The 19,973-nt window shown below is 71.8% G+C and carries 19 protein-coding genes and 1 riboswitch; of the genes, 4 read left to right on the forward strand and 15 right to left on the reverse strand.

Translation table 11 applies throughout. The annotated features are described in order from the left end of the window. Positions 1-60 precede the first annotated feature (60 nt). Complete coding sequence (locus tag OM076_RS25210; RefSeq protein ID WP_270042862.1) at positions 61-393, forward strand: hypothetical protein; 333 nt, start codon at positions 61-63, stop codon at positions 391-393. Here the strand turns inward: OM076_RS25210 and OM076_RS25215 are convergent. The 5 genes from OM076_RS25215 to thrC all read right to left on the reverse strand — a co-directional run bounded on the left by OM076_RS25215 (position 356) and on the right by thrC (position 4,952). After that, on the reverse strand, positions 356-928 hold the full coding sequence (locus tag OM076_RS25215; RefSeq protein ID WP_270042863.1) for a hypothetical protein: 573 nt from the start codon (positions 926-928) through the stop codon (positions 356-358). The genes OM076_RS25210 and OM076_RS25215 overlap by 38 nt on opposite strands. Further along, positions 925-2,460 carry a hypothetical protein gene (locus OM076_RS25220; protein ID WP_270042864.1) on the reverse strand — a complete coding sequence of 512 codons (1,536 nt, stop codon included), beginning with the start codon at positions 2,458-2,460 and terminating at the stop codon, positions 925-927. Before OM076_RS25220 ends, OM076_RS25215 begins: the two co-directional genes overlap by 4 nt. 35 nt (positions 2,461-2,495) lie before the next feature. Continuing rightward, complete coding sequence (locus OM076_RS25225) at positions 2,496-3,377, reverse strand: methylenetetrahydrofolate reductase (protein WP_270042865.1); 882 nt, start codon at positions 3,375-3,377, stop codon at positions 2,496-2,498. 67 nt (positions 3,378-3,444) lie between these two features. After that, the gene (locus OM076_RS25230) at positions 3,445-3,723 is read right to left on the reverse strand and encodes a ubiquitin-like small modifier protein 1 (RefSeq protein ID WP_270042866.1); all 279 of its coding nucleotides are present in this window, start codon (positions 3,721-3,723) and stop codon (positions 3,445-3,447) included. Beyond that, complete coding sequence (thrC, locus tag OM076_RS25235) at positions 3,723-4,952, reverse strand: threonine synthase (RefSeq protein WP_270042867.1); 1,230 nt, start codon at positions 4,950-4,952, stop codon at positions 3,723-3,725. The genes OM076_RS25230 and thrC overlap by 1 nt, the downstream gene beginning before the upstream one ends. A 72-nt stretch (positions 4,953-5,024) precedes the next feature. Next, a riboswitch (SAM riboswitch) is annotated at positions 5,025-5,148 on the reverse strand. Positions 5,149-5,241: 93 nt separating this feature from the next. On the opposite strand from thrC, the gene corA reads away from it, so the two are divergent. The 3 genes from corA to OM076_RS25250 all read left to right on the forward strand — a co-directional run bounded on the left by corA (position 5,242) and on the right by OM076_RS25250 (position 7,376). After that, positions 5,242-6,231 (forward strand): magnesium/cobalt transporter CorA, encoded by a 990-nt coding sequence (gene corA, locus OM076_RS25240; RefSeq protein ID WP_270042868.1) that lies wholly within the window; start codon positions 5,242-5,244, stop codon positions 6,229-6,231. 29 nt (positions 6,232-6,260) lie between these two features. Then, complete coding sequence (locus tag OM076_RS25245) at positions 6,261-7,169, forward strand: diacylglycerol/lipid kinase family protein (protein WP_270042869.1); 909 nt, start codon at positions 6,261-6,263, stop codon at positions 7,167-7,169. Positions 7,170-7,253: 84 nt separating this feature from the next. Further along, the gene (locus OM076_RS25250) at positions 7,254-7,376 is read left to right on the forward strand and encodes a hypothetical protein (RefSeq protein WP_270042870.1); all 123 of its coding nucleotides are present in this window, start codon (positions 7,254-7,256) and stop codon (positions 7,374-7,376) included. On the opposite strand, the gene OM076_RS25255 is transcribed toward OM076_RS25250, so the two are convergent. The 10 genes from OM076_RS25255 to recJ all read right to left on the reverse strand — a co-directional run bounded on the left by OM076_RS25255 (position 7,373) and on the right by recJ (position 19,924). Then, a complete protein-coding gene (locus tag OM076_RS25255) occupies positions 7,373-7,816 on the reverse strand; it encodes a VOC family protein (RefSeq protein WP_270042871.1) in 444 nt (147 codons plus the stop codon). The genes OM076_RS25250 and OM076_RS25255 overlap by 4 nt on opposite strands. Beyond that, positions 7,813-10,206 (reverse strand): xanthine dehydrogenase family protein molybdopterin-binding subunit, encoded by a 2,394-nt coding sequence (locus OM076_RS25260; RefSeq protein ID WP_270042872.1) that lies wholly within the window; start codon positions 10,204-10,206, stop codon positions 7,813-7,815. Before OM076_RS25260 ends, OM076_RS25255 begins: the two co-directional genes overlap by 4 nt. Continuing rightward, entirely contained in the window at positions 10,196-10,678 is a 483-nt protein-coding gene (locus OM076_RS25265) for a (2Fe-2S)-binding protein (RefSeq protein WP_270042873.1), read from the reverse strand. The genes OM076_RS25260 and OM076_RS25265 overlap by 11 nt, the downstream gene beginning before the upstream one ends. Beyond that, the gene (locus OM076_RS25270; protein ID WP_270042874.1) at positions 10,678-11,541 is read right to left on the reverse strand and encodes an FAD binding domain-containing protein; all 864 of its coding nucleotides are present in this window, start codon (positions 11,539-11,541) and stop codon (positions 10,678-10,680) included. The genes OM076_RS25265 and OM076_RS25270 overlap by 1 nt, the downstream gene beginning before the upstream one ends. Next, positions 11,538-12,461: a beta-keto acid cleavage family enzyme gene (locus tag OM076_RS25275; RefSeq protein ID WP_270042875.1), complete on the reverse strand. Its 924-nt coding sequence runs from the start codon at positions 12,459-12,461 to the stop codon at positions 11,538-11,540. The genes OM076_RS25270 and OM076_RS25275 overlap by 4 nt, the downstream gene beginning before the upstream one ends. 5 nt (positions 12,462-12,466) lie before the next feature. Continuing rightward, positions 12,467-13,159 carry a cyclase family protein gene (locus OM076_RS25280; protein WP_270042876.1) on the reverse strand — a complete coding sequence of 231 codons (693 nt, stop codon included), beginning with the start codon at positions 13,157-13,159 and terminating at the stop codon, positions 12,467-12,469. 79 nt (positions 13,160-13,238) lie between these two features. Beyond that, the gene (locus OM076_RS25285) at positions 13,239-13,919 is read right to left on the reverse strand and encodes a response regulator (protein ID WP_270042877.1); all 681 of its coding nucleotides are present in this window, start codon (positions 13,917-13,919) and stop codon (positions 13,239-13,241) included. Beyond that, positions 13,919-15,067, reverse strand: a complete 1,149-nt coding sequence (locus tag OM076_RS25290; RefSeq protein WP_270042878.1) for a GAF domain-containing protein — start codon at positions 15,065-15,067, stop codon at positions 13,919-13,921. The genes OM076_RS25285 and OM076_RS25290 overlap by 1 nt, the downstream gene beginning before the upstream one ends. A gap of 7 nt (positions 15,068-15,074) precedes the next feature. Then, positions 15,075-17,372, reverse strand: coding sequence for a RelA/SpoT family protein (locus OM076_RS25295; RefSeq protein ID WP_270042879.1), 2,298 nt, complete (start codon positions 17,370-17,372; stop codon positions 15,075-15,077). 62 nt (positions 17,373-17,434) lie between these two features. Continuing rightward, entirely contained in the window at positions 17,435-19,924 is a 2,490-nt protein-coding gene (gene recJ, locus OM076_RS25300) for a single-stranded-DNA-specific exonuclease RecJ (RefSeq protein ID WP_270042880.1), read from the reverse strand. Positions 19,925-19,973: the final 49 nt, after the last annotated feature.

Below are 19,973 nucleotides of genomic sequence, written 5' to 3' on the forward strand. Positions count from 1 at the left end.
CGCGTGATACAGGGGGCACAACCCGCTCTTCTGTCCGAGGCGGCGCGTAGGTTCGCGTTCGTGGCCGCGATGACCATGTGCCCGCGCTGCGGGTCGACCTTCCTGCAACCACTGCGCTGCGAGGCCAAGGGGTCCGACGTGGTCGTCGTCGAGTTGCGCTGCCCGGATTGCATGACCTGGCTGAAGGCGCCGCACACGCGCGCCGACATGCGGGAGCTCGATCGCCGGCAGGCCGAGTTCCGCGCGGAGATCGTCAGTCAGTACGAGCGGCTCGTGGCCGAGAGCATGGAGGCGCTGGCCGACTGCTGGGAACGGGCGCTCGCGCTGGACCTGGTCAGCGCCGACGACTTCGTCGTCACGCCGGCACGCGACGACCGATCAGGCCCCAGATAAGCAACAGCAGCCCGCCGACGGCCCCGAAGGCGCCGGCGATGATCTCGATGATGCTGCGGAAGATCCCGGTGCCGCCAGGGGTCACGACGTAGGCGTCGGTGCTCGGGCCGGCGCAGTTGACGGAGATCTCTCCCCCGGGCGCGGTGAAGCGGCCGACGGTCGAAGCGCTGCCGAGCGTGACGCTCGAGCCCTGAAACGCCCCGCGGAACTGCGCGCCGCTGGAGGTCTCGCACGCCGTGCGGGCGATGATCTGCTCCTGGCGGTCGGTGTTCGAGAACACGCCGCCGCTGAAGATCACGTAGACGGTGTAGCGCTGACCCGCCTCGGCGCGGAAGCTCGTCGGCTGGCCGAGCGGCGCGCGGGCGACGGCGTTGTCCTCGATCGCGCTGCGGGCGGTGACCGCGCCGGTGATGCCGATCACGACCGCGACGCCGCCGGCGATCAGCAGCGCGAGGCCGACGATGATCCGCAGCGGCCCGCGCTTGCGGCGGGTCGGTCCGGCGCGCCAGCCGACCGGTGTGACGTCGCCGATCACGACAGCGGAGGCCAGCAGTAGCGGTACCGCGGGATGTCCTCCTCGGCGCCTTCGAACCAGTTGTCCCAGTGCAGGCGATCGATCAGCTCGGCGGCGCGCGCGACCTTGCCGAGCATCCCGCCGAGCTCGTCGGACTCGATCCGCCGCCGCGCGCCGGTCCCGCGTTCGAGCCGCGACTGGAGCTGCTCGTGCTGGTAGGCGGCCCAGCGTGCGCGGCCCTGCTCGTACTCCGGGCGGTCGCGATAGACGAAGACCAGCTGTCGGCAGCCGTGGGCGCGCATCCGGTCCTTGCCGTCCACGCACGGCTGCTTGGGGCCGGTGTTGGAGTGCGCGCCGCTGAGCCCGTGCACGCCGTCGACGGTCGCCTGGGCGCTGTAGCAGTCCTGCGGGTGCAGGCCGACGATCTCCAGGTAGGCCCGCAGCAGCTCCTGCGGCGTGCTCGGCAGGTACGGGAACGGCGACGGCGTCTCGGGCGGATGCAGCGTGCGGGTGTGCACGGCGCGGGCGATCGCGGCCCAGTTGAGCACTTCGACGCGGACGTCGGCGGGTGGGTGCAGGTACAGCGGGGCGGCCGCGCGCATGCGCGCGAAGTCGTCGCGGCCGGTCGGCGGATGCAGGGCGACCACGCCCCGCACGAGCGTGCACACGGGGTTGATGTGGTCGTCGCCGCTCTGGATCGACCGGAACTCCGAGATCCGCGCCAGGCCGGCGCACTGCTCCGGGCCGATCCCGGCCCCCACGCAGTACGCGAGGGCGAGCTCCTCGTCGAGCACCGACGGCTCGCCGACCCGCTTGGCCACCCAGTGGTCGTCGGCGGCGAACGCCGTGGCGACGATCGGCGGCGTCGTGCCGTCGGGATCGGAGTGCACGATGTCCCACTCGACCGGCCGGCCCTTCTCGGAGTGCGGCGTGAGCGCCTGGCTGATCCGGTCGGGGACGCGGTAGACGCCGAACATGCGGTCGGGCGAGAGCCCGCTGCCGTTCACGTAGGCGAGCACCTCGTCGAGCTGGGTCTTGCCGCGGGTCATCAGCCGGCTGATGTGGACCGGCACGCGCTCCGGGGCGTTGTAGGGCGCGCGGGCCTCGTCGCGCACCGCGCGCTCGTGCGCGGCGACGTGCGCTCGCTGCAGCGGGTCCTCGATCTCCCGCACGGACGAGCGCCCGAGCACGTCGCGGGCCGACTGCTTGGCCTGACGGCCGAGCTCGACGCGAGCGAACCGGAACGAGGCGCCGTTGCTCTGCGCCGCCAGCTGCTCGGGCGTCTGCAGCTCGGGTCCGTACACGGCGACCCCGGCGGGTCCGTAGAGCGCGCGCCGCTCCTCCTCGCGCGCCCTATTGCCCTCGTAGGCGAGCCGCGCGCCCGCCTCGGCGTGCTCGACCTGCGCCTGGTACGCCGCCCGGTGCTCCGGCGTCGCGTGTGCGAGCGCGGCGTCGATCTCGGCCTGGCTCGGCGGGTTGCGCGCCGCGCTGAGGCCTCTCGCCAGGTTGGCCGGCTTGAGTGCCTCCGCGGCGAGCTTGAGCGTCCGCTTCATGAGAATGCGGAAAGTACCGGAACCCTTTCGGCGGGTTAGGCGATGACGGCGGCCGGGAGCGAGCCGTGGGCGCGCAGGGCGGAGACGATCGCCCGGGTGGCCGGGGAGCGGTTGAGCGTGTAGAGGTGCACGCCGGGGGCGCCGTCGGCCAGCAGCTCCGCCGCCTGTGCCGTGGCGTAGGCGACGCCGAGCTCGGCGACGGCGCGCGGGTCGTCCTGGCGGCGCTCGAGCTCGCGGCGCAGGGCGGTGGGGATGCGCGCGCCGCACAGCGCCGCCACATGCTCGATCTGCTTGATGCTGGTGACCGGGATGATGCCCGGCAGGACCGGGACGTCGAGGGCGGCGCGGTCGATGAAGCGGCGATAGTCGTCGTTGTCGAAGAAGAGCTGGGTCACGAGGACCTTGACGCCCGCGTCGACCTTCGCGCGCAGGTGGGCGAGGTCGGCGGCCTGCCCGCGCGAGTCCCGATGCGTCTCGGGATAGGCCGCGCCGAGCACGCTGAAGCCCGCCTCGGCGGCGAGCGCGATCAGCTCCAGCGAGCTCTGGACGCCGCCCTCGGGCGCGGTCCAGGTCGACTGCCCGCGGGGCGGGTCGCCGCGCAGGGCGAGGACGTTGTTGGCGCCGCCGGCGCGCGCCTCGGCCAACAGCTCGACGAGACCCTCGCGCGTGAAGCCGGTCGCGGTGACGTGGGGGACGGCCTCCAGGCCGCGCTCGCGGGCGAGCCGGCGGACCACCGCGAGCGTCAGGTCACGGGTCGTGCCGCCCGCCCCGCAGGTCACGGAGACGAACGCGGGCTCCAGCGCCGCGAGCTCCTCGATCGCGCTCCAGAAGGCCAGCTCGGCCTCGACGGTCCGGGGCGGCAAGAACTCGAACGAGACGATCGGCTCGCCGCCGCGTAGGCGCTCGTCGAGCCTCATGCGAGCCACCGACGGTTCGTGGGTCCCTGGGCCACGCGCGTGGGCCCTCGTCCGCGGGTTGCCAGGGTCATGCTCCGCCCGCCACCGCCGGGAGGATCGTGACCTCGTCGCCGTCGGCCACCGGCGTCTCGAGGCCGTCGAGGAACCGGATGTCCTCGCCCTTGAGATAGACGTTGACGAAGCGGCGCAGGGCACCGTCACCGTCGGCGATCCGCTCGCGCAGCTCGCCGTGCTGCTCGTAGAGGTTGTTCAGCGCCTCGCCGACCGTGCCGCCGTCAACCGAAGCCGCCGTGGCGCCGCCGGCCGCGTCGCGCAGCTGCGTGGGGAGCTTGACCGTGACCGGCATCAGACGGCCACCGGGGCGAAGTGGGAGTCGAAGGCATCGATCGAGGCCGGGATCTCGGTGACCTCGAACGTGCCGCGGACCACGTCGATCGTCTTCAGGCCGTCGCCGGTGACCATCGCCACGACGCGCTCGTCGGGGCCGATGTCGCCGCGGGCCGCCAGCTTGGCCAGCGTCGCGATCGTCACGCCGCCGGCGCTCTCGGTGAAGATGCCGGTGGTCTCGGCCAGCAGCCGGACGCCCGCGCGGATCTCGTCGTCGGTGACGGCGTCGATCCCGCCGCCGGTCCGGCGGGCGAGCTCGATCGCGTACGGGCCGTCGGCGGGGTTGCCGATGGCCAGCGACTTGGCGATCGTGTCCGGCTTGACCGGGCGGACGACGTCGTGACCCTCGGCGAACGCCTTGGCGACCGGCGAGCAGCCCTCGGCCTGGGCGCCGTTCATCTTCGGCACCTCGCCGGAGACGAGGCCGGCGTCGATGAACTCCTGGAAGCCTCTCGCGATCTTGGTGAACTGCGAGCCGGAGGCGATCGGGCCGACGATCCGGTCCGGCAGCTCCCAGCCGAGCTGCTCGACGGTCTCGAACGCGAGCGTCTTGGAGCCCTCGGCGTAGTAGGGGCGCATGTTGATGTTCACGAACGCCCAGTTCGGCCGCTCACCCGAGACCTCGGTGCAGAGGCGGTTGACATCGTCGTAGTTGCCGCGGACGGCGACGATCTGGGCGCCGTACGCGCCCGTGGCCAGGATCTTCGGCTCCTCGAGGTCGAACGGGATCAACACGTAGGCGGGCAGACCGGCGGCCGCGGCGTGCGCCGCGACGGCGTTCGCGAGGTTGCCGGTCGACGCACACGCGAGCGTGTCGAACCCGAGCTCGAGTGCACGGGCGAGCGCGACGGAGACGACGCGGTCCTTGAAGGAGTGCGTCGGGTTCGCGGTCTCGTTCTTGATGTAGAGCTCGCCGAGCCCGAGCCGCTCGGCCAGGCGGTCGGCCTTGACCAGCGGGGTCCAGCCCGTCGGCAGCGCGCTGCGCGCCGGGCCCTGCAGGGGCAGGAAGTCCGCGTAGCGCCAGATGGTGTGCGGCCCGGCCTGGATGCGGCGCTTGAGCGCCGCCGGGTCGCCTTCGGGCAGCGAGTAGCTCACCTCGAGCGGGCCGAAGCACCGCTCACAGACGAAGCGCGCCTCGAGGGGGTAGGCGGTCTGACATTCCTTGCACTTCAGGGCATCTGCCGGCATGGGATTTCGATCCTCCGCCCGGGCTGTGCGGTGGAGGTTCGAGTTCGGCGAGATGCACCGGGAATGACCCCAACCGCATCTCCCAGGCTTTTCTTGGTTGGAGCCTGATGGAATTGCCACCTTCTTCCCGGCGTGCGACCGGGAGCAGGTTGGCGGGGGTTCATAGGGCCAATCCCTCCCCCCCTCTGGATGCGTCCAGCTATCTATCGGAAGCGTAGCGAACTTTCCCGAGAGGGAAGTACAATCCCCGCCATGTTGCCGCCCACCGACGATCCGCTCAGTCCCGGCTATGCCGAGCCTGCCACGGAGCCCATTCGGTCGGCGCGGTCGCGCCGCCGCTGAGGTCACCCCCGAACGCACCGAGCCGCGCGTCGACATCGTCGAGTCGCCCGGCCTGCGGTGGATCAACATCGAGCGCCCTCGCGCCCTCGAGCAGACGTGGCTCGAGGAGCACTTCGACTTCCACGCCCTCGACTACGAGGACGTCCGCTCGCGCAACCAGCGCCCGAAGGTCGATGAGTACGACGACTACCTGTTCATCGTGCTGCACTTCCCGCGCTACGACAAGGTCGTCTCGCGCCTGAACGCGGCGGAGGTCGACATGTTCGTCGGCCCCGACTTCCTGATCACGCTGCCCAACGAGCCGCTGCAGACGATCGACTACCTGTTCGAGCGCTGCCGCACCAACGAGGAACTGCGCGAATCGCTGTTCTCCAAGGGCCCCGGTTACCTGCTCTACAAGATCGTCGATGACTGCGTCGACGCCTCGTTTCCGATGCTGGGCAAGATCGGCAACAAGCTCGAGCGCATCGAGGAGGAGATCTTCACGGGCGAGGGCGACGACGTCGTGCGCGACATCTCAAACGCCAAGCAGGAGATCATCAACTTCCGCAAGATCGTCCGCCCGCAGCGGCTGGCGTTCCGCGACCTCGAGCGCAACAAGGCGCGCTACATCGCCGAGGACCTCGACATCTACTTCGACGACCTGATCGATGGTTCCGAGCGTGCCTGGGACATGCTCGAGAACTACAAGGAGGTCGTCGAGGGCCTGGAGTCGACCAACGAGTCGGCGATCGCCCATCGCACCAACGAGACCTTCCGCGTCCTGACCGCGATCTCGCTGATCTTCCTCCCGCTGACGCTGATCGCCAGCGTGTTCGGGATGAACGTGCCCGTGCCCGCGGAGCATGGCGCGCACGCGTTCTGGATCATCATCGGCGTCATGTTCGCGATCGTGGTGGCAGTGGCCGCCTTCTTCAGACGCCGCGGTTGGTTGTGAACCTCTCGGGAGACGAGCGCCCAAAACGCATGCTCGTGATCATCAACCCGGTCGCGACGAAGATGTCCGAGCGGGTGAAGGGCCTGGTCGTGTACGCGCTCCAGGGCCGCTACGAGGTCACGACGCGCAACACCGACGCCAAGGGTCACGCGATCGAGCTGTGCCGCGAGGCCGCCGAGCAGGGCTATGACGTGGTCGTCGCGTTCGGCGGCGACGGCACCGTCAACGAGGCCGCCAACGGCCTCGCCGGATCCGACACCGCGCTGACCTGCCTCCCCGGCGGGTCCAACAACGTCGTGGCCAAGCTCCTCGGCATCCCGACCGATCTCGTCGACGCCACCGAGCACCTCCTGCACCTCGCGGACCGCTGGGAGCCGCGCAAGGTGGACCTCGGGATCGTCAACGGCCGCCACTTCACGTTCGCCGCCGGCATGGGCCTCGACGCCTCCGTGGTCGAGCGCGTCGACCGCAACCCGCGGCTGAAGAAGCGCTTCGGCCCGTTCTACTTCGTCGAGTGCGCGATCGTGACGTTCCTGCACAAGTACGTCGTCAACCCGCCGCGCCTGGAGGTCCAGGTCGACGGGCGGACCGTCGCCGGCGTCTCGCTGTTCGTGCAGAACGCCGAGAACTACACCTACTTCAACGACCGCCCGATCCCGCTGGTCGAGGGCGCGCGCTTTGACTCCGGCAATCTGGCGGGCGTCGTGCTGACCCGCGCGCGGCCCTATGACGTGCCGACCGTGACGTTCCGCGCGCTCAGCGGCGCGGCGCGGATCGCCGCCCACAAGGGGATCGACGCCTTCGGCGCGTTCAGCGAGGCCGTCGTGCGCTCGACCGACGACCGCGCGATCCCGATCCAGGTCGACGGCGACCACATCGACGACGTGCTCGAAGCGCGCTTCAGGGTCGACCCGGGCGCGTTGACCGTCGTCAGCTAACTCTTCGTACGTTCGGCCAGCCCCACGTCGATTGACCAGGTAGTCGCCTGGCTCTCATCTCGGCGGCGCGAGACCATTCTTTCCATGCCCGCCACCCACCCGCAGCCCAAGCTTCCCAGCGTTGTCGCCGCCGCCCTGAAGCCGGGCCGGGCCGCGCACGATCGCCAGCGCGACCTCGTGCGCGCCAGCCTCCTGCTCGCTCGCTAGAGCAACTTCGGCACGCCGATCTCCGGCTCGTCGCCCGTCACGGCGACGCCCGTCTGCATCAGCTCGACGACGTTGCCGTCCGGATCGGTCACGTAGGCCTGCAGCACACCGTCCCCGCGGGGGCGCGGCCCACCGACCACCACGCCCCCGCGGGTCCTGACCCCCTCGAGGTATCCCTCCAGGTCGTCGACGAGGATCGCGAAGTGGCTCGCGTAGCCGGTCGCCAGCTCCTCCGACCGGTAGCCGGGATGCGTCTCCCGCGTCCTCCCCGCCTCCGCCTCGCCGACCAGGTGCAGCTGCCGGTCGCCCACGGCGACCCACAGGCCCGGGAACGTGAAGGTGACGGGCCGCTCGACCTCCTCCAAGCCGAGCACCCCGACGTAGAACGCCCGCGCCGCCTCGGGGTCGGAGATCATCAGCGCCGCGTGGTCGAGCTTCACGACGCGGCCCAGCCGACGATCTGCTCGGGCGTGATCGGCAGCGCGTCGATCCGCACCCCGAACGGCGCCAGCGCGTCTTCGACGGCGGTCGTGATGGCGCACGGCGCCACCATCCGCCCGCCTTCGCCGCCGCCCTTGACGCCGTAGGCGGTGAACGGCGAGGGCGTCTCGTGGTGCAGGACCTCGACGTTCGGAACGTCGCCCGCGAGCGGCATCAGGTACTCCTCGAAGGAGCCTGAGAGCGCGCTGCCGTCGGCGCCGTGGCGGATCTGCTCCATCAGCGTGACGCCGATGCCCATCGCGATCCCGCCGCGGATCTGTCCCTTCAGGGAGCGCGGGTTCACGACCGTGCCGACGTCGTGGACGGCGAGGAACTTCAGGAACGAGACGTGGCCGGTGTGGATGTCGACCTCGACCACCACGACGTGCACGGCGTGGCCCATCATCGGATAGAACGAGCCGAGATCGGTGCGGTCGTCCGACGGCAGCGTCGTGTACGGGTGGTCGTAGGTGAACGTCCCCTCCAGGCCGCTCTCCATGCCGTCCGGGAGCTCGTGCTTCATCCAGTAGGCCTTCATGCCGATGTCGGCGATCGACAGCCGCCGCGCCTCGTCGGCGACGCCGCGGACGCGTACGAAGCCGTCGACCAGCTCCATGTCCTCGGGGCTCGCCTCGAGCGAGTGGGCGGCGATCTGGAACATCTTGTCGCGCACCTTCCCGGCCGCGCCCCGGACCGCGCCGGAGAGCATCACGGTCATGCGCGAGCCGCCGGGGCCGGCGCTCGGGAGCCCGTGGGCGGTCGAGTCGTAGCCGATCGACACCTCCTCGGGCGCGATGCCGAGCTCCTCGGCGACGAGCTGGGCGGCCACGGTCTCGGGCGAGTTGCCCCAGAACGGCGAGAACAGCGTCACGCTGATGCCGCCGGTCGGGCCGACGGAGATCCGCACGCTCTCGGGCGTCGCCGACATCCCGACGTACGGCCCCGGGTTGTGGAACCAGAACTCGGTCGAGGCATAGGTCGAGCGCTGCTGGGCCGCAGCGAGACCGATGCCGATGTAGCGGCCCTCCTCGCGCCCGCGCGCCTGCTCGGCGCGCCAGAAGTCGAGCTCGGCGTGGGCGAGCGCCTTGTCGAGCACGGCGGGGTAGTCGCCGGAGTCGTAGATGTTGCCCGTCGGGATCTTGTACGGGAACTGGTCGGGCTGGATCAGGTTGCGCCGGCGCAGGTCGATCGGATCGATGCCCAGCTCCTGGGCCGCGCCGTCGACGAGGCGCTCGAGCACCCAGTTGTGGACCTCCGAGCCCGCGCCGCGGAAGACGCCCTGCTGGTTCTTGTTGGTCAGGACCGCCTTGACGACGTTCTCGCACGAGCCGATCGCGTACGGCCCGACCGTCTGCGCCATCGCGTTGGTGTTGCCGGCCACGGCGAACAGGAAGTACGCGCCGTAGTCGTCGACGACGTCGGTGCGCAGAGAGAGGAAGCGGCCGTCGGCGTCGATCGCGAGCGCCGCCTCGTAGCGCCGGTCGGGCGCCTGGGAGTCGTTGGCCAGCAGGTTGTCGGCGCGGTCCTCCATGAACTTCACCGGCCGACCGGTCAGCTTGCTCATCGCGCCCGCCAACGAGATCGCCTTGGCCGTGAGGTGCTTGGAGCCGAAGCTCCCACCCGTGTACATCGGGTGGAAGTCGATCAGCTCCGGCTGCAGCCGCAGCGTGCCCGACAGCACCCAGGCGGCGAAGTTGAGCATGTTCGAGTTCGAGTGCACGACCATGCGCCCGGTCGACGCGTCGTAGTCGCAGACCGCGCCCGCCGGCTCCATCGGGGAGGCGCACACGCGCGGCCAGCGCAGCGTGCGCCGGACGACGTGGGCGGCGCGCGCGAAGTCACCCTCGACGTCGCCGTGCGTGAACGTGCGCTCGTAGACGACGTTGGTGCCGAGGTTCTCGTGCACCAGCGCCGCGCCCGGCAGCGCCGCCGCCACGGGGTCCACGAGCGGCTCGAGCAGCTCGTAGTCGATCTCGACCAGCTCGAGCGCGTCCTCGGCGAGGTAGCGCGTCTCGGCGACCGCGATGGCCACCGGCTCGCCCGCGTAGCGCGTCTTCTCGAGCGCGACGGCGTGCTGGACGACCTCCTCCGCGCAGAAGCGCGGCATCGGGTCGATGATCTCCGCCAGCTCGGCGCCGCTGAGCACCGCGAGCACGCCCTCGACCGCCCGCGCGCGGGAGCAGTCGACCGAGCGGATCCGGGCGTGAGCGTGCGGACTGCGCAGCACCGCGGCGTGCAGCAGCCCCGGAACCGTGAAGTCGTTGGTGAACGTGGTGCTGCCGGTCAGCAGCGCCGGGTCCTCGCGCCGCTTGATGTCGCGGCCCACCCACTGAAGCGTTTCAGTGGCCATCGCTGCTCCCTCCCACGGCCTGGATCGCGTCGACGATGTGCTGATAGCCGGTGCAGCGGCAGAGGTTGCCCGACAGCGCGTCCCGGATCTCCTGCTCGTCGGACTGCGGGTTGCGCTCGATCAGCTCGCGCGCGGTCATCAGCATCCCCGGCGTGCAGAACCCGCATTGCAGGCCGCCGTGCTCCCAGAAGGCGGCTTGCAGCGGGTGCATCTCCCCGCCGTCGGCGAGGCCTTCGACGGTCACGACCTCGGCCCCGTCGGCCTGAACCGCGAACAGCAGGCACGAGCGGACGGTCTGCCCGTCCACGGACACCGTGCACGAGCCGCACACGCCCTGCTCGCAGCCGAGGTTGGTGCCGGTCAGCCCGAGATCGTCGCGCAGGCAGTCCGAGAGCAGGCGCCGCGGCTCGACCGCGACGTGGCGCTTGCGGCCGTTGACGGTCAGCTGGATCGCTCTGACATCCGCGTCCATCACGCCCTCCCTCCGGCCCGCTGGCCGGCGGCTCGCAACGCTCGCTCGACGACGACGCCGGCCAGGTGCCGGCGGTGCTCCGCGGAGGCCTGCAGGTCCGCGCGCGGCTCCGCGACCGCGGTGCGGGCGGTGGCGCCGGCGGCCGCGAAGGCCTCGGCGCCCGGCTCGGTGCCGATCAGCGCGTCGACGTCGACGCGCACCGGGACGTCCCCGACCCCGCCGAGCGCGACCCGCGCGCCGGCGATCAGCCCGTCCGCGTCGAGCCACAGCGCCGCCGCCGCTCCGGCCAGGCCCCAGCCGCGGCTGCGCGCCGAGACCTCGTAGTAGGCGCTGCCCGCGCCGTCCGGCAGACCCGGGAAGCGCACGGCGCACAGCAGTTCGCCCGGCTCGAGCGCGGTCGTGTACGCGGCGCGGAAGAAGTCGGAGGCGGCGAGCGTGCGCTCTCCGCCGGCCGAGCGGACCGTCAACTCCGCGTCGAGCGCGATCGCCACCACCGGCAGGTTGTTCGCCGGATCGGCGAAGGCGACGTTGCCTCCGACCGTGCCGCGGTTGCGCACGGCGGGATGGCCGACGCGGGCCGCGGCATCGGCCAGGACCGCGAGGCGGCCGCGGACCGCGGGGTCGCGGGCGAGCCGGTCGGCGCGGACGATCGCCCCGGCGAGCACGTCGCCGTTGGTCTCGAGCGTCGCCAGCGCGCTGAGGCGATTGATGTCCACGAGCGCCGCGGGATGCTCGCGGCGGGCGCTCATCAGCGGCACCAGGCTCTGCCCGCCGGCCAGCACGCGGGCGCCGTCGGCCGCCAGCAGCTCGACCGCTTCGCCGACCTCGGTCGGGGCGGCGTAGGCGAACGGTGGCGGCTTCATGCCCGCACCCCCACCGGGAGCTCGCCGCGGACCTCGGGTAGCGCCCCATCCTCGCGCCCGCGCAGCGCGAGCAGCTCGCGCGCCTGGGCCGGGGTGGCGACCGGACGGTCGAGCTCGGCCGCGATCCGGGCCGCGCGCTCGACCAGCTGGGCGTTGTTCTCCAGCGGCTCACCGCGCCGGTACATGACGTTGTCCTCCATGCCGACGCGGACGTTTGCGCCCATCGCCATCGCGATCGTGGTCATCGGGAGCTGCGTCGGGCCCATCGAGGTGACGTTGATGCGCAGGTCCTCCCACGGGACGCCGAGCGCACGGGCCCGGGCGACCATGTCGAGCAGGTTCTCCGGCGTCCCCCGCGTCCCGCCCTGGGTCGGGGTGTGCAGCACGAAGTTCAGGACGTAGGGCGGTTCGAGGATGCCGAGGCCGAGCAGGTGCGCGACCTCCTCGAGCATCGCGGCGCTGTAGATCTCGAGCTCGGGGCGCACGTCGCGGGCGGCGATCTCGTGGGCGAAGCGCTCGATGTCGGAGCGGTGGTTGGCGAAGAAGACCTGCTCGCCGCGGATGAAGAAGTTCAGCAGGCCCATGTTCAGCGAGCACATCTCGGGCGAGAGCAGGACGGTGTTCAGCCGCTCCTCGACCGGCAGCCGCGGGCTGCCGCCCGTCGTGAGCTGGATGACCGCGTCGGTCTCCGCGCACAGGCGCTCGTGCAGACCCTGGTAGATGGCGGGGTCCATCGTGTTCGAGCCGTCGGGGTTGCGCGCGTGGACGTGCAGGATCGACGCCCCGGCGCGCCACGCGGCGATGCCCTGCTCGACGATCTCGTCGGGCTGCTCCGGCAGGTTGGGGTTGGCCTCCTTGCCGTGGATGCCGCCCGTCAGGGCGCAGGTGACGATCACCGGCTCGGTGCTCGGATAGCGCATGGCGTCTAGTCCTCCACGATGGCGACGGCGCGGACAGGGCTCCCGGTGCCGCCGCGGATCCGCAGCGGGAAGCCCGCGAACGTGAACCGCAGCCCGGTCACCTGGTCGAGGTTGGCGAGGTTCTCGTAGTGCGTGATGTGCTTCGCCCGGCACATCATGTGCACCGGGTAGGTGCGGCTGATCGGGTTGTCGGGGCTGGGCGAGTCGACTCCGAAGACCTTCACGCCCTGGTTGTACAGCCACTGGCCGGCCTCGTCGTCGAGCCCCGTGTACCGGCGCGTGTACTCCGCCGTTCCGCCGTGGCGCTCGAACGCGCCGGTGCGGATCAGGAGCGCGTCGCCGCGCTCGAGCTCGTGCGCTCCCGCGTCCAGCGCCTGGACCAGGTCGTCCACGGTGATGTACTCGGGCGGCTCGACGTGGGAGACGTCGATGCACAGCGCCGGGCCGTAGAACGTGTCCAGCGGCATCTCGTCGATGCTCGGCGCGCCATCGGCGGGGTCGAGGTGGCTGATGGCGTCGACGTGCGTCGGCCCGTGGTCGCACATCATCAGACCCTGGGAGTGAAACGAGAAGCCGCCCTCGAAGAGCCTGATCGTCTCCGCGTGGGTCGCGTGATCCCAGACCACCGTCTTCAGGTGGCCCGGATAGACGCCCATCCCCTGGTAGATCTCCTGCGAGAGATCGACGAGTCTTGGCACGGACCCTCCTCCTGGGCACGCTCCTTGAACCGGACGGACGCGAGACTACGGCCTCCGGCGTCAATTGTGGCGTTTGTGGTCAGACGGGCGTGACCGAAAGCGTGTAGGTCTTCGCCGGCCGGCCGGGTCCGTCGGCGGCCGAGTCCGAGTGCGCTTCGCCCGAGGCGGCGAGGTACTCGAGGTAGCGGCGCGCGGTGACGCGGGCGACGCCGGCGCGCTCCGCGACCTGGGCCGAGGAGAGCGGGCCGGCGGCCGCGGCGAGCTCGGTCCGGATCTGCGCCAGCGTCTCCGGCGCGAGGTCGCGCGGCAGCGCCCGGGCGGGCTTGCGCCCACTGGCGCACAGGCGATCGACCTCCTGCTGCGCCAGCTCGCCCTCGTGCAACGCCTGCATGCGGTGGGCGAACAGGCCGAGCGCCTGGCGCAGGCGCTCCGGGGCGAACGGCTTGACGAGGTAGTCGACCACGCCGAGGTGCACGCAGTCGCGGACCACCTGGGTGCCGCGCGACGCGGTGACCGCGATCACCTCGACCGGCTCGCGCGCGGCCCGCAGGGTCCGCAGCAGCGACAGCCCGTCGCCGTCGGGCAGGGCGAGGTCGAGCACGAGGAGATGCGGGTGGTGCAGGGCGACGAGGCGGCGGGTCTCGGCGGCGGTCGGCGCCACGCCGGCGATCACGAAGCCCGGAACCGAGGCGACGAGGCGGCGGTGGACCTCGGCGACGGCCGGGGAGTCCTCCACGATCACCGTGCGCCAGGCGGCCATCAGGGCACCGGAATCGTGGCCGTGAACGTGCTCCCGCTGATCTCGAGCGTCCCGCCCGCCGCGGCGACGGCGTCGCGCACGAGCGCGAGCCCGACCCCCGCGTGGCCCGCCTTGGTCGAGAACCCGCGGTGCGAGAGCGCCGTGCGGTGCTCCTCGGCCACGCCCGGGCCGCGATCCGCGACCCGGATCGTCAGCGTCGCGCCGTCGTCGACGATCGCCAGCCGCACCCGCCGGCGTTCCGGTTCGAGGTGGGCGACGGCGTCGAAGGCGTTCTCGAGCAGGTTGCCGACGATCGTCACGGCGTCGGCGTCGCCCAGCCGGCGCGGCAGGCGCTCGAGCCGGCTGGCGTCGTCGATCTCCAGCGTGATGCCGCGCTGCTGGGCGATCGCGGTCTCGGCCAGCAGCAGCCCGGCGACGACATGGTGCTCGATCGCGCCGGAGATTCGGCCGTAGGCGACGTGGTGGGCGGTCTCGAGCTGCTCGACGAACCGCAGCGCGTCCTCCGGCGCGCCGAGGGCGAGCAGCCCGCGCACGGCGTGCAGCCGGTTCGCGTGCTCGTGGGTCTGCTCGCGCAGGCCGCGGACGAGCCGCGCCAGGGCGCCGACCTGGCGGGTCTGGCGCTCGATCAACTGCGCGGTCGAGATCGCGCTCGCGGCGTGCTCGCCGAAGAACCCCAGCAGTGCCAGCTCACTCGGCGGCCACGGCCCGGGGCGCGGCCGGTAGACGTTGAGCGCGCCGATGATGTCCGCGCCGGACGTCAACGGGACCGACACCATCGCGCGGTAGCCCTCGGTCCGCGCCACCTCCCTCCACGGGGCGAACTGGACATCCTGCTCGGTGTCCTCGATCGCGGTCGGCCGGCCGTGCAGCACCGCCAGGCCGGAGGGACCCTGCCCGGGCGCGAGCGCGGGCGCGCGGTCCAGCAGCGCGGCGTAGGTGGGGCTCAGGCCGAAGGCGCCGGCGAGGTGGAACGACGTGCCGCCGTCGAGCAGGAGGATGCTGGCCGACTGGGCGCCGACGACGCCCGCGGCCTCGGCGGCGACGCGATCCAGCAGCGCCTCCAGCGGGCCGCCGGCGGCGACCAGGCGGCTGACGGCGAGCATCGCCGCAAGTTCAGGGGCGGCCTCGAGCGTGTCCACGCCGGCCACCGGCACGCTACCCGCCGGCGGGGATGACGCGGTAGGCGTCGAAGACGCTGTCGATCGCGCGCAGGCGGTTGATCGCGGACTTCAGCGCCTGGGTGTCGCCGACTTCGATCACGAAGCGGTTGCGGGTCATCGGGTGCTGGACGAGGCAGCGCGCCTCGACGATGTTGATCCCCGCCTCGGCGAAGGTCCTCGAGAGGTCCTCGAGGAGGCGGTGGCGGTCCCAGGCGTCGACCTGGATCTCGACCTTGAAGCCGGTCTCGTTGTCACCGTCCCAGGAGACCGGGACGAAGCGCTCCGGGTCCTTGCGCAGGGCGGTGACGTTCGGGCAGTCGTCGCGGTGGATCGTGATCCCGCGGCCGAGCGAGACGTAGCCGACGATCGGGTCGCCGCTCACCGGGCGGCAGCACTTCGCCAGCCGCAGCGGGACGTCGGAGACGCCCTCCACGCGGATGCCGAACTTGGCCGCGTTGCCGTCCGGGCGCCGCAGCGCGGGGGCCTTGCGGCGGTCCAGCAGCAGATCCTCGCCCGGGCTGGGCTCCTCCACGCCCGCCTCGCCCTGCTTGAGGCGCTGCATGACCTTGTTGACGACGACCTTCGGCGAGATCTTGGCGCCGCCGACGGCGATGTAGAAGTCGTCGGCCTTCTTGAAGCCGAGCTCGCGGATGACGTCGGCCAGCAGCGGCGAGCCGGTCAGCTTCTGCGCGGGCAGACCGGCCTTGTTGAGGTGCTCCTGGAGCAGCTCGCGGCCGGTGTGCTCGGAGTCGTCGCGGCTCTCGGCCTTGAACCACGCCTTGATCTTGTTGCGGGCGCGGGTCGTCTTGACCAGGGCGAGCCAGTCGCGCGACGGGCCGCGTTCGCGCTTGGACGTGAGGATCTCGACGATGTCGCCCGACTGCAGCTCGTAGTGCAGCGGCACGATCTTGCCGTTGACCCGGGCGCCGACGCAGCGGTGGCCGACGTCGGTGTGGATCTCGTAGGCGAAGTCCAGCGGGGTCGCGCCCGCGGCGAGCGACTTGACCTCGCCCTTGGGCGTGAAGACGAAGACCTCGTCCTCGATCAGCTCGCCGCGCAGCTGGTCGGTGAACTCGGTCGGGTCGTCGGAGTCGGTCTGCCAGTCCAGGAGCGACTTCAGCCACTTCAGCTTGGCGTCAGTCGGGTCCATCCGGCTCTGGGTGGTGTTCTCCTTGTAGCGCCAGTGCGCGGCGACGCCGTACTCGGCCGTCTCGTGCATGTCGCTGGTGCGGATCTGGATCTCCAGCGGGCGGCCTTCGGGCCCGATCACCGTCGTGTGGAGCGCCTGGTACATGTTGAACTTCGGCATCGCCACCATGTCCTTGAAGCGGCCCGGGAGGGGCTTCCACAGGGAATGGATGACGCCGACGGCGCCGTAGCAGTCCTTCACGGAGTCGACGATCACGCGCATCGCCGTCAGGTCGTAGATCTCGTTGAACTCGCGGCCCTTGCGGGTCATCTTCGAGTAGATCGAGTAGAAGTGCTTGGCGCGGCCGGAGATCTCTGAGCGGATGCCCAGCGCCTCGAGCTCCTTCGCCAGGTAGCCGCCGGCCTTGGCGACGTAGCGCTCGCGCTCTTCGCGCTGCTGGTTGACCAGGCCCTTGATCTCCTGGTACTTGCGCGGGTGCAGCGTGGCGAACGCGAGGTCCTCGAGCTCCCACTTGATCGCGTGGATGCCGAGGCGATGCGCGAGCGGCGCGTAGATCTCGAGGGTCTCCTTGGCCTTCTCGATCTGCTTCTGCTTGGGCATCGCGCCGAGCGTGCGCATGTTGTGCAGGCGGTCGGCGAGCTTGATCAGGATGACCCGGATGTCCGTGGCCATCGCGACCATCATCTTGCGGTAGTTCTCGGCCTGCGCCTCGTCGCGGCTCTGGAACGTGATCCCCGTGAGCTTGGTGACGCCGTCGACCAGGCCGGCGATCTCCTCGCCGAACTGCTCGCGGACCTCGTCCAGGGACGCGGTCGTGTCCTCGACGGTGTCGTGCAGCAGCGCGGCGCAGAGCGTCGCCGTGTCCAGGCGCATCCCGGCGCAGATCTTCGCCACGCCGACCGGGTGGGTGATGAAGTCCTCGCCCGACTGGCGGCGCTGGTCGGCGTGGTGCTCGCAGGCGAACAGGAACGCATCCAGCACGGCCTTGCGGTCGATCGGCTCGGCGACCTCGTCCGCGTGCTCGGAGACGATCGCGAACAGGTCCGCCAGCAGCTCGTGCTCGAGCGTGGTCAGGTCGTCCGGGATCCGCAGCGTGCCGTCGTCGCCATGCACGGCGCGGTCGACCGGCCGGTGGGCGGCCACGGCGACCGGCGTCGCGTCCCCGCCCGTGAGCGGACGATCGCCGTCGGTGACGGTGTCGTCGCTCAGGCCGCTGCTCGCCTCGGATTGCTGCTGCTCAGGTATTGCTGGCCGTCCTCGAACCGTTGCTGGTAGGCCACGAACGCCGCGGAATGCTCGAGCGCGGTCCGCTGCGGGTGCTCGGCGACGGCGATCGCCGGTTCGGCGTGCTCGACCTCGACGAGCCCCAGTTCCGCGAGGACCCGCACCAGCCGGCCCGCGAGCGCCGCGGAGCGTGGCTGCGGCCCGTCGCCGCGCAGCAGCGCCTCACCCGCTTCACCGCGCACCAGCCTCGCCGCGCGCAGGGCGCGGTAGAGGACGGTCAGCGGGTCGCGCAAATTGAAGTCCCATTCGTGAATCCGTGCAGCAAAGTCTAGTTCAGGCGTACCCCACGCCAGGTGCGTCCACCCCTCCCCGTCCGGATGGTCGAGCAGGTGCCGTGTGGGTGGGTCGACGGCGACGACGTGGGTGAACGGCGCGGCGAGCCCCGGATCGTCCTCCAGGGCGGCCCATGAGGTGAGCGCGAACCCGCCCACCCGGTCGCTCAGCGCCCGCGCGCGGTGCGGGGCGTGAGCGGCGACGGCGAGCACGGGCTCGCCCGACGCGACGAGGTCCCCGAGCAGGCCCGCGATCCCGGTCTCGCGGGCGTCGCGGGTGATGCGCAGGCCGCCGCGGGGCGCGGCGTTGGAAGCCTCCAGGTCCCGCTCCAGCTCTCGCCGGAGGCCGTCGGCGAAGGACGGCTCGCCGATCAGCTCGATCCCGCGCGGGGCGCAGGTCGCGGCCTGGCGCAGGACCAGCTTCGGCGACACCGCACCGTTCCAGCGATCGATCTCCAGGCGGACGGCGGCGTCGGCCAGCTCGCCCTCCGCGACGGGAAGGGCGTCACCGAGCCCGAACGCGACGCAGCGCGAGCGCGCGCCGCCAGCGCTGAGGGTGAAGGCGACATGGCGGCCTTCGCCGATCGCTTTCGGCTCGCTCATCGTCGCCGCGGGCACCAGCAGCGAGACCGCCGGGTTGCCCATGCCGAACGGCGCGAGCTGCTGCAGCTCCTCGGCGAGGTCCAGCGACAGCGCGTCGCCCTGCGCGACGGCATCCACCCGCACCCGCGGAATCAGGTCGTCGTCGGTCAAGACCGAGTTCGCGTGCTCGAGGAACGTCTCGCGGAAGGCGTCGACCTCCGAGGCGGCGATCGTCAGGCCCGCCGCCGCCTTGTGGCCGCCATAGCGGAGCAGGTGACCGGCGCTCGCGTGCAGGCCGCCGAGCAGGTCGAAGGCCTTGATCGAGCGGCCGGAGCCTGAGCCCTCCTCCCCGTCGAGCGCGATCAGGATCGTCGGCCGGTGGTGGCGCTCGGCGATCCGCGACGCGACGATGCCGATCACGCCCGGGTGCCAGCCCTGGCCCGCCAGAACCAAGGCCCGGCCCTCCGGATGGTCCGCCACGAGCGCCTCGGCGGCGAAGCGGATCTGGGTCTCCACGTCGCGGCGCTCGGCGTTGACCGTGTCCAGCTCCTGCGCGACGGCGCGCGCCCGGTCGCGATCCTCGGTCAGCAGCAGCTCGAGCCCGGCGTCGGCGCGGTAGAGCCGGCCGGCGGCGTTCAGGCGCGGGCCGAGGCGGAACCCGATCGCGGCCTCGTCGAGCCCGCTCGGGTCCACGCGCGCGACATCCATCAGCGCCCGCAGCCCGACCTTGCGCGTGCCGGCGAGCACCCGCAGCCCGGCGCGGACGAGGCGCCGGTTCTCGCCCTGCAGCGGCACGACGTCGGCGACGGTGGCGAGCGCCACGAGGTCCAGGTCCTCGTCGGCCAGCGCCGGGTCCTCCCCCGCGCCCTCCAGCAGGGCCTGCGCGAGCTTGTGCGCGACGCCCGCCGCGCACAGGTCGGGGCACGGATAGCCGTTGACCCGCGGGTGCACGAGCGGCGCGTCGGGCAGCTGGCCGTCCGCGCGCGGCGAATGGTGGTCGGTGACCACGACGTCCATCCCGAGCGAGCGCGCCAGCGCGACCTCCTCGACCGCGGTCACCGCGCAATCGACCGTGATCAGGAGGTTCGTGCCCCGCTCGGCGAGCCGTTCGACGGTCGAGCGGGCGAGGCCGTAGCCGTCGTCGATCCGGCTCGGCAGGTACCAGTCCGCGTCCGCCCCGAGGGTGCGTAGCACCCGTACGAGGATCGCCGTCGAGCACACCCCGTCCACGTCGTAGTCGCCGTGGACGGTGATCCGCGAGCCGCGCTCGACGTGCTCGAGCACCCGCCACGCGGTCCGGGCGAGCCCGGGCCAGGCCGAGAGCGGGTGGGTGACGCCGGCCGCGAGGAACGCGCGGGCCGCCGCGGGGTCGCCGAGGCCGCGCCGCACCAGCACCTGCGCGAGCACGTGGGAGCAGCTCAGCTCGGCGGTCAGCCGCGCGGTCTGGGCGAACGCGTAGGGAGCCACCTCGACGCGCGCTCGCGTCGCTGCGCCGCGACGCTGCGCCGGACTCGCCTCCGGCGGCTCCTTCGGTGGGCTGACACCCGGCGCTTGCACGATGCGGTGAGGCTAGGCGCGCGGGAGGACGGAAACCGGGCACACTCCA

Source organism: Solirubrobacter ginsenosidimutans, from assembly GCF_027587205.1.

Excerpts from the sequence above, each read along its gene's own strand:
- OM076_RS25220 (WP_270042864.1), bottom strand. The coding sequence starts at position 2,460 with ATGAAGCGGACGCTCAAGCTCGCCGCGGAGGCACTCAAGCCGGCCAAC.
- OM076_RS25225 (WP_270042865.1), bottom strand. The coding sequence starts at position 3,377 with ATGAGGCTCGACGAGCGCCTACGCGGCGGCGAGCCGATCGTCTCGTTC.
- OM076_RS25230 (WP_270042866.1), bottom strand. The coding sequence starts at position 3,723 with ATGCCGGTCACGGTCAAGCTCCCCACGCAGCTGCGCGACGCGGCCGGC.
- thrC (WP_270042867.1), bottom strand. The coding sequence starts at position 4,952 with ATGCCGGCAGATGCCCTGAAGTGCAAGGAATGTCAGACCGCCTACCCC.
- corA (WP_270042868.1), top strand. The coding sequence starts at position 5,242 with ATGCCGAGCCTGCCACGGAGCCCATTCGGTCGGCGCGGTCGCGCCGCC.
- OM076_RS25245 (WP_270042869.1), top strand. The coding sequence starts at position 6,261 with ATGCTCGTGATCATCAACCCGGTCGCGACGAAGATGTCCGAGCGGGTG.
- OM076_RS25250 (WP_270042870.1), top strand. The coding sequence starts at position 7,254 with ATGCCCGCCACCCACCCGCAGCCCAAGCTTCCCAGCGTTGTCGCCGCC.
- OM076_RS25260 (WP_270042872.1), bottom strand. The coding sequence starts at position 10,206 with ATGGCCACTGAAACGCTTCAGTGGGTGGGCCGCGACATCAAGCGGCGC.
- OM076_RS25265 (WP_270042873.1), bottom strand. The coding sequence starts at position 10,678 with ATGGACGCGGATGTCAGAGCGATCCAGCTGACCGTCAACGGCCGCAAG.
- OM076_RS25270 (WP_270042874.1), bottom strand. The coding sequence starts at position 11,541 with ATGAAGCCGCCACCGTTCGCCTACGCCGCCCCGACCGAGGTCGGCGAA.
- OM076_RS25275 (WP_270042875.1), bottom strand. The coding sequence starts at position 12,461 with ATGCGCTATCCGAGCACCGAGCCGGTGATCGTCACCTGCGCCCTGACG.
- OM076_RS25285 (WP_270042877.1), bottom strand. The coding sequence starts at position 13,919 with ATGGCCGCCTGGCGCACGGTGATCGTGGAGGACTCCCCGGCCGTCGCC.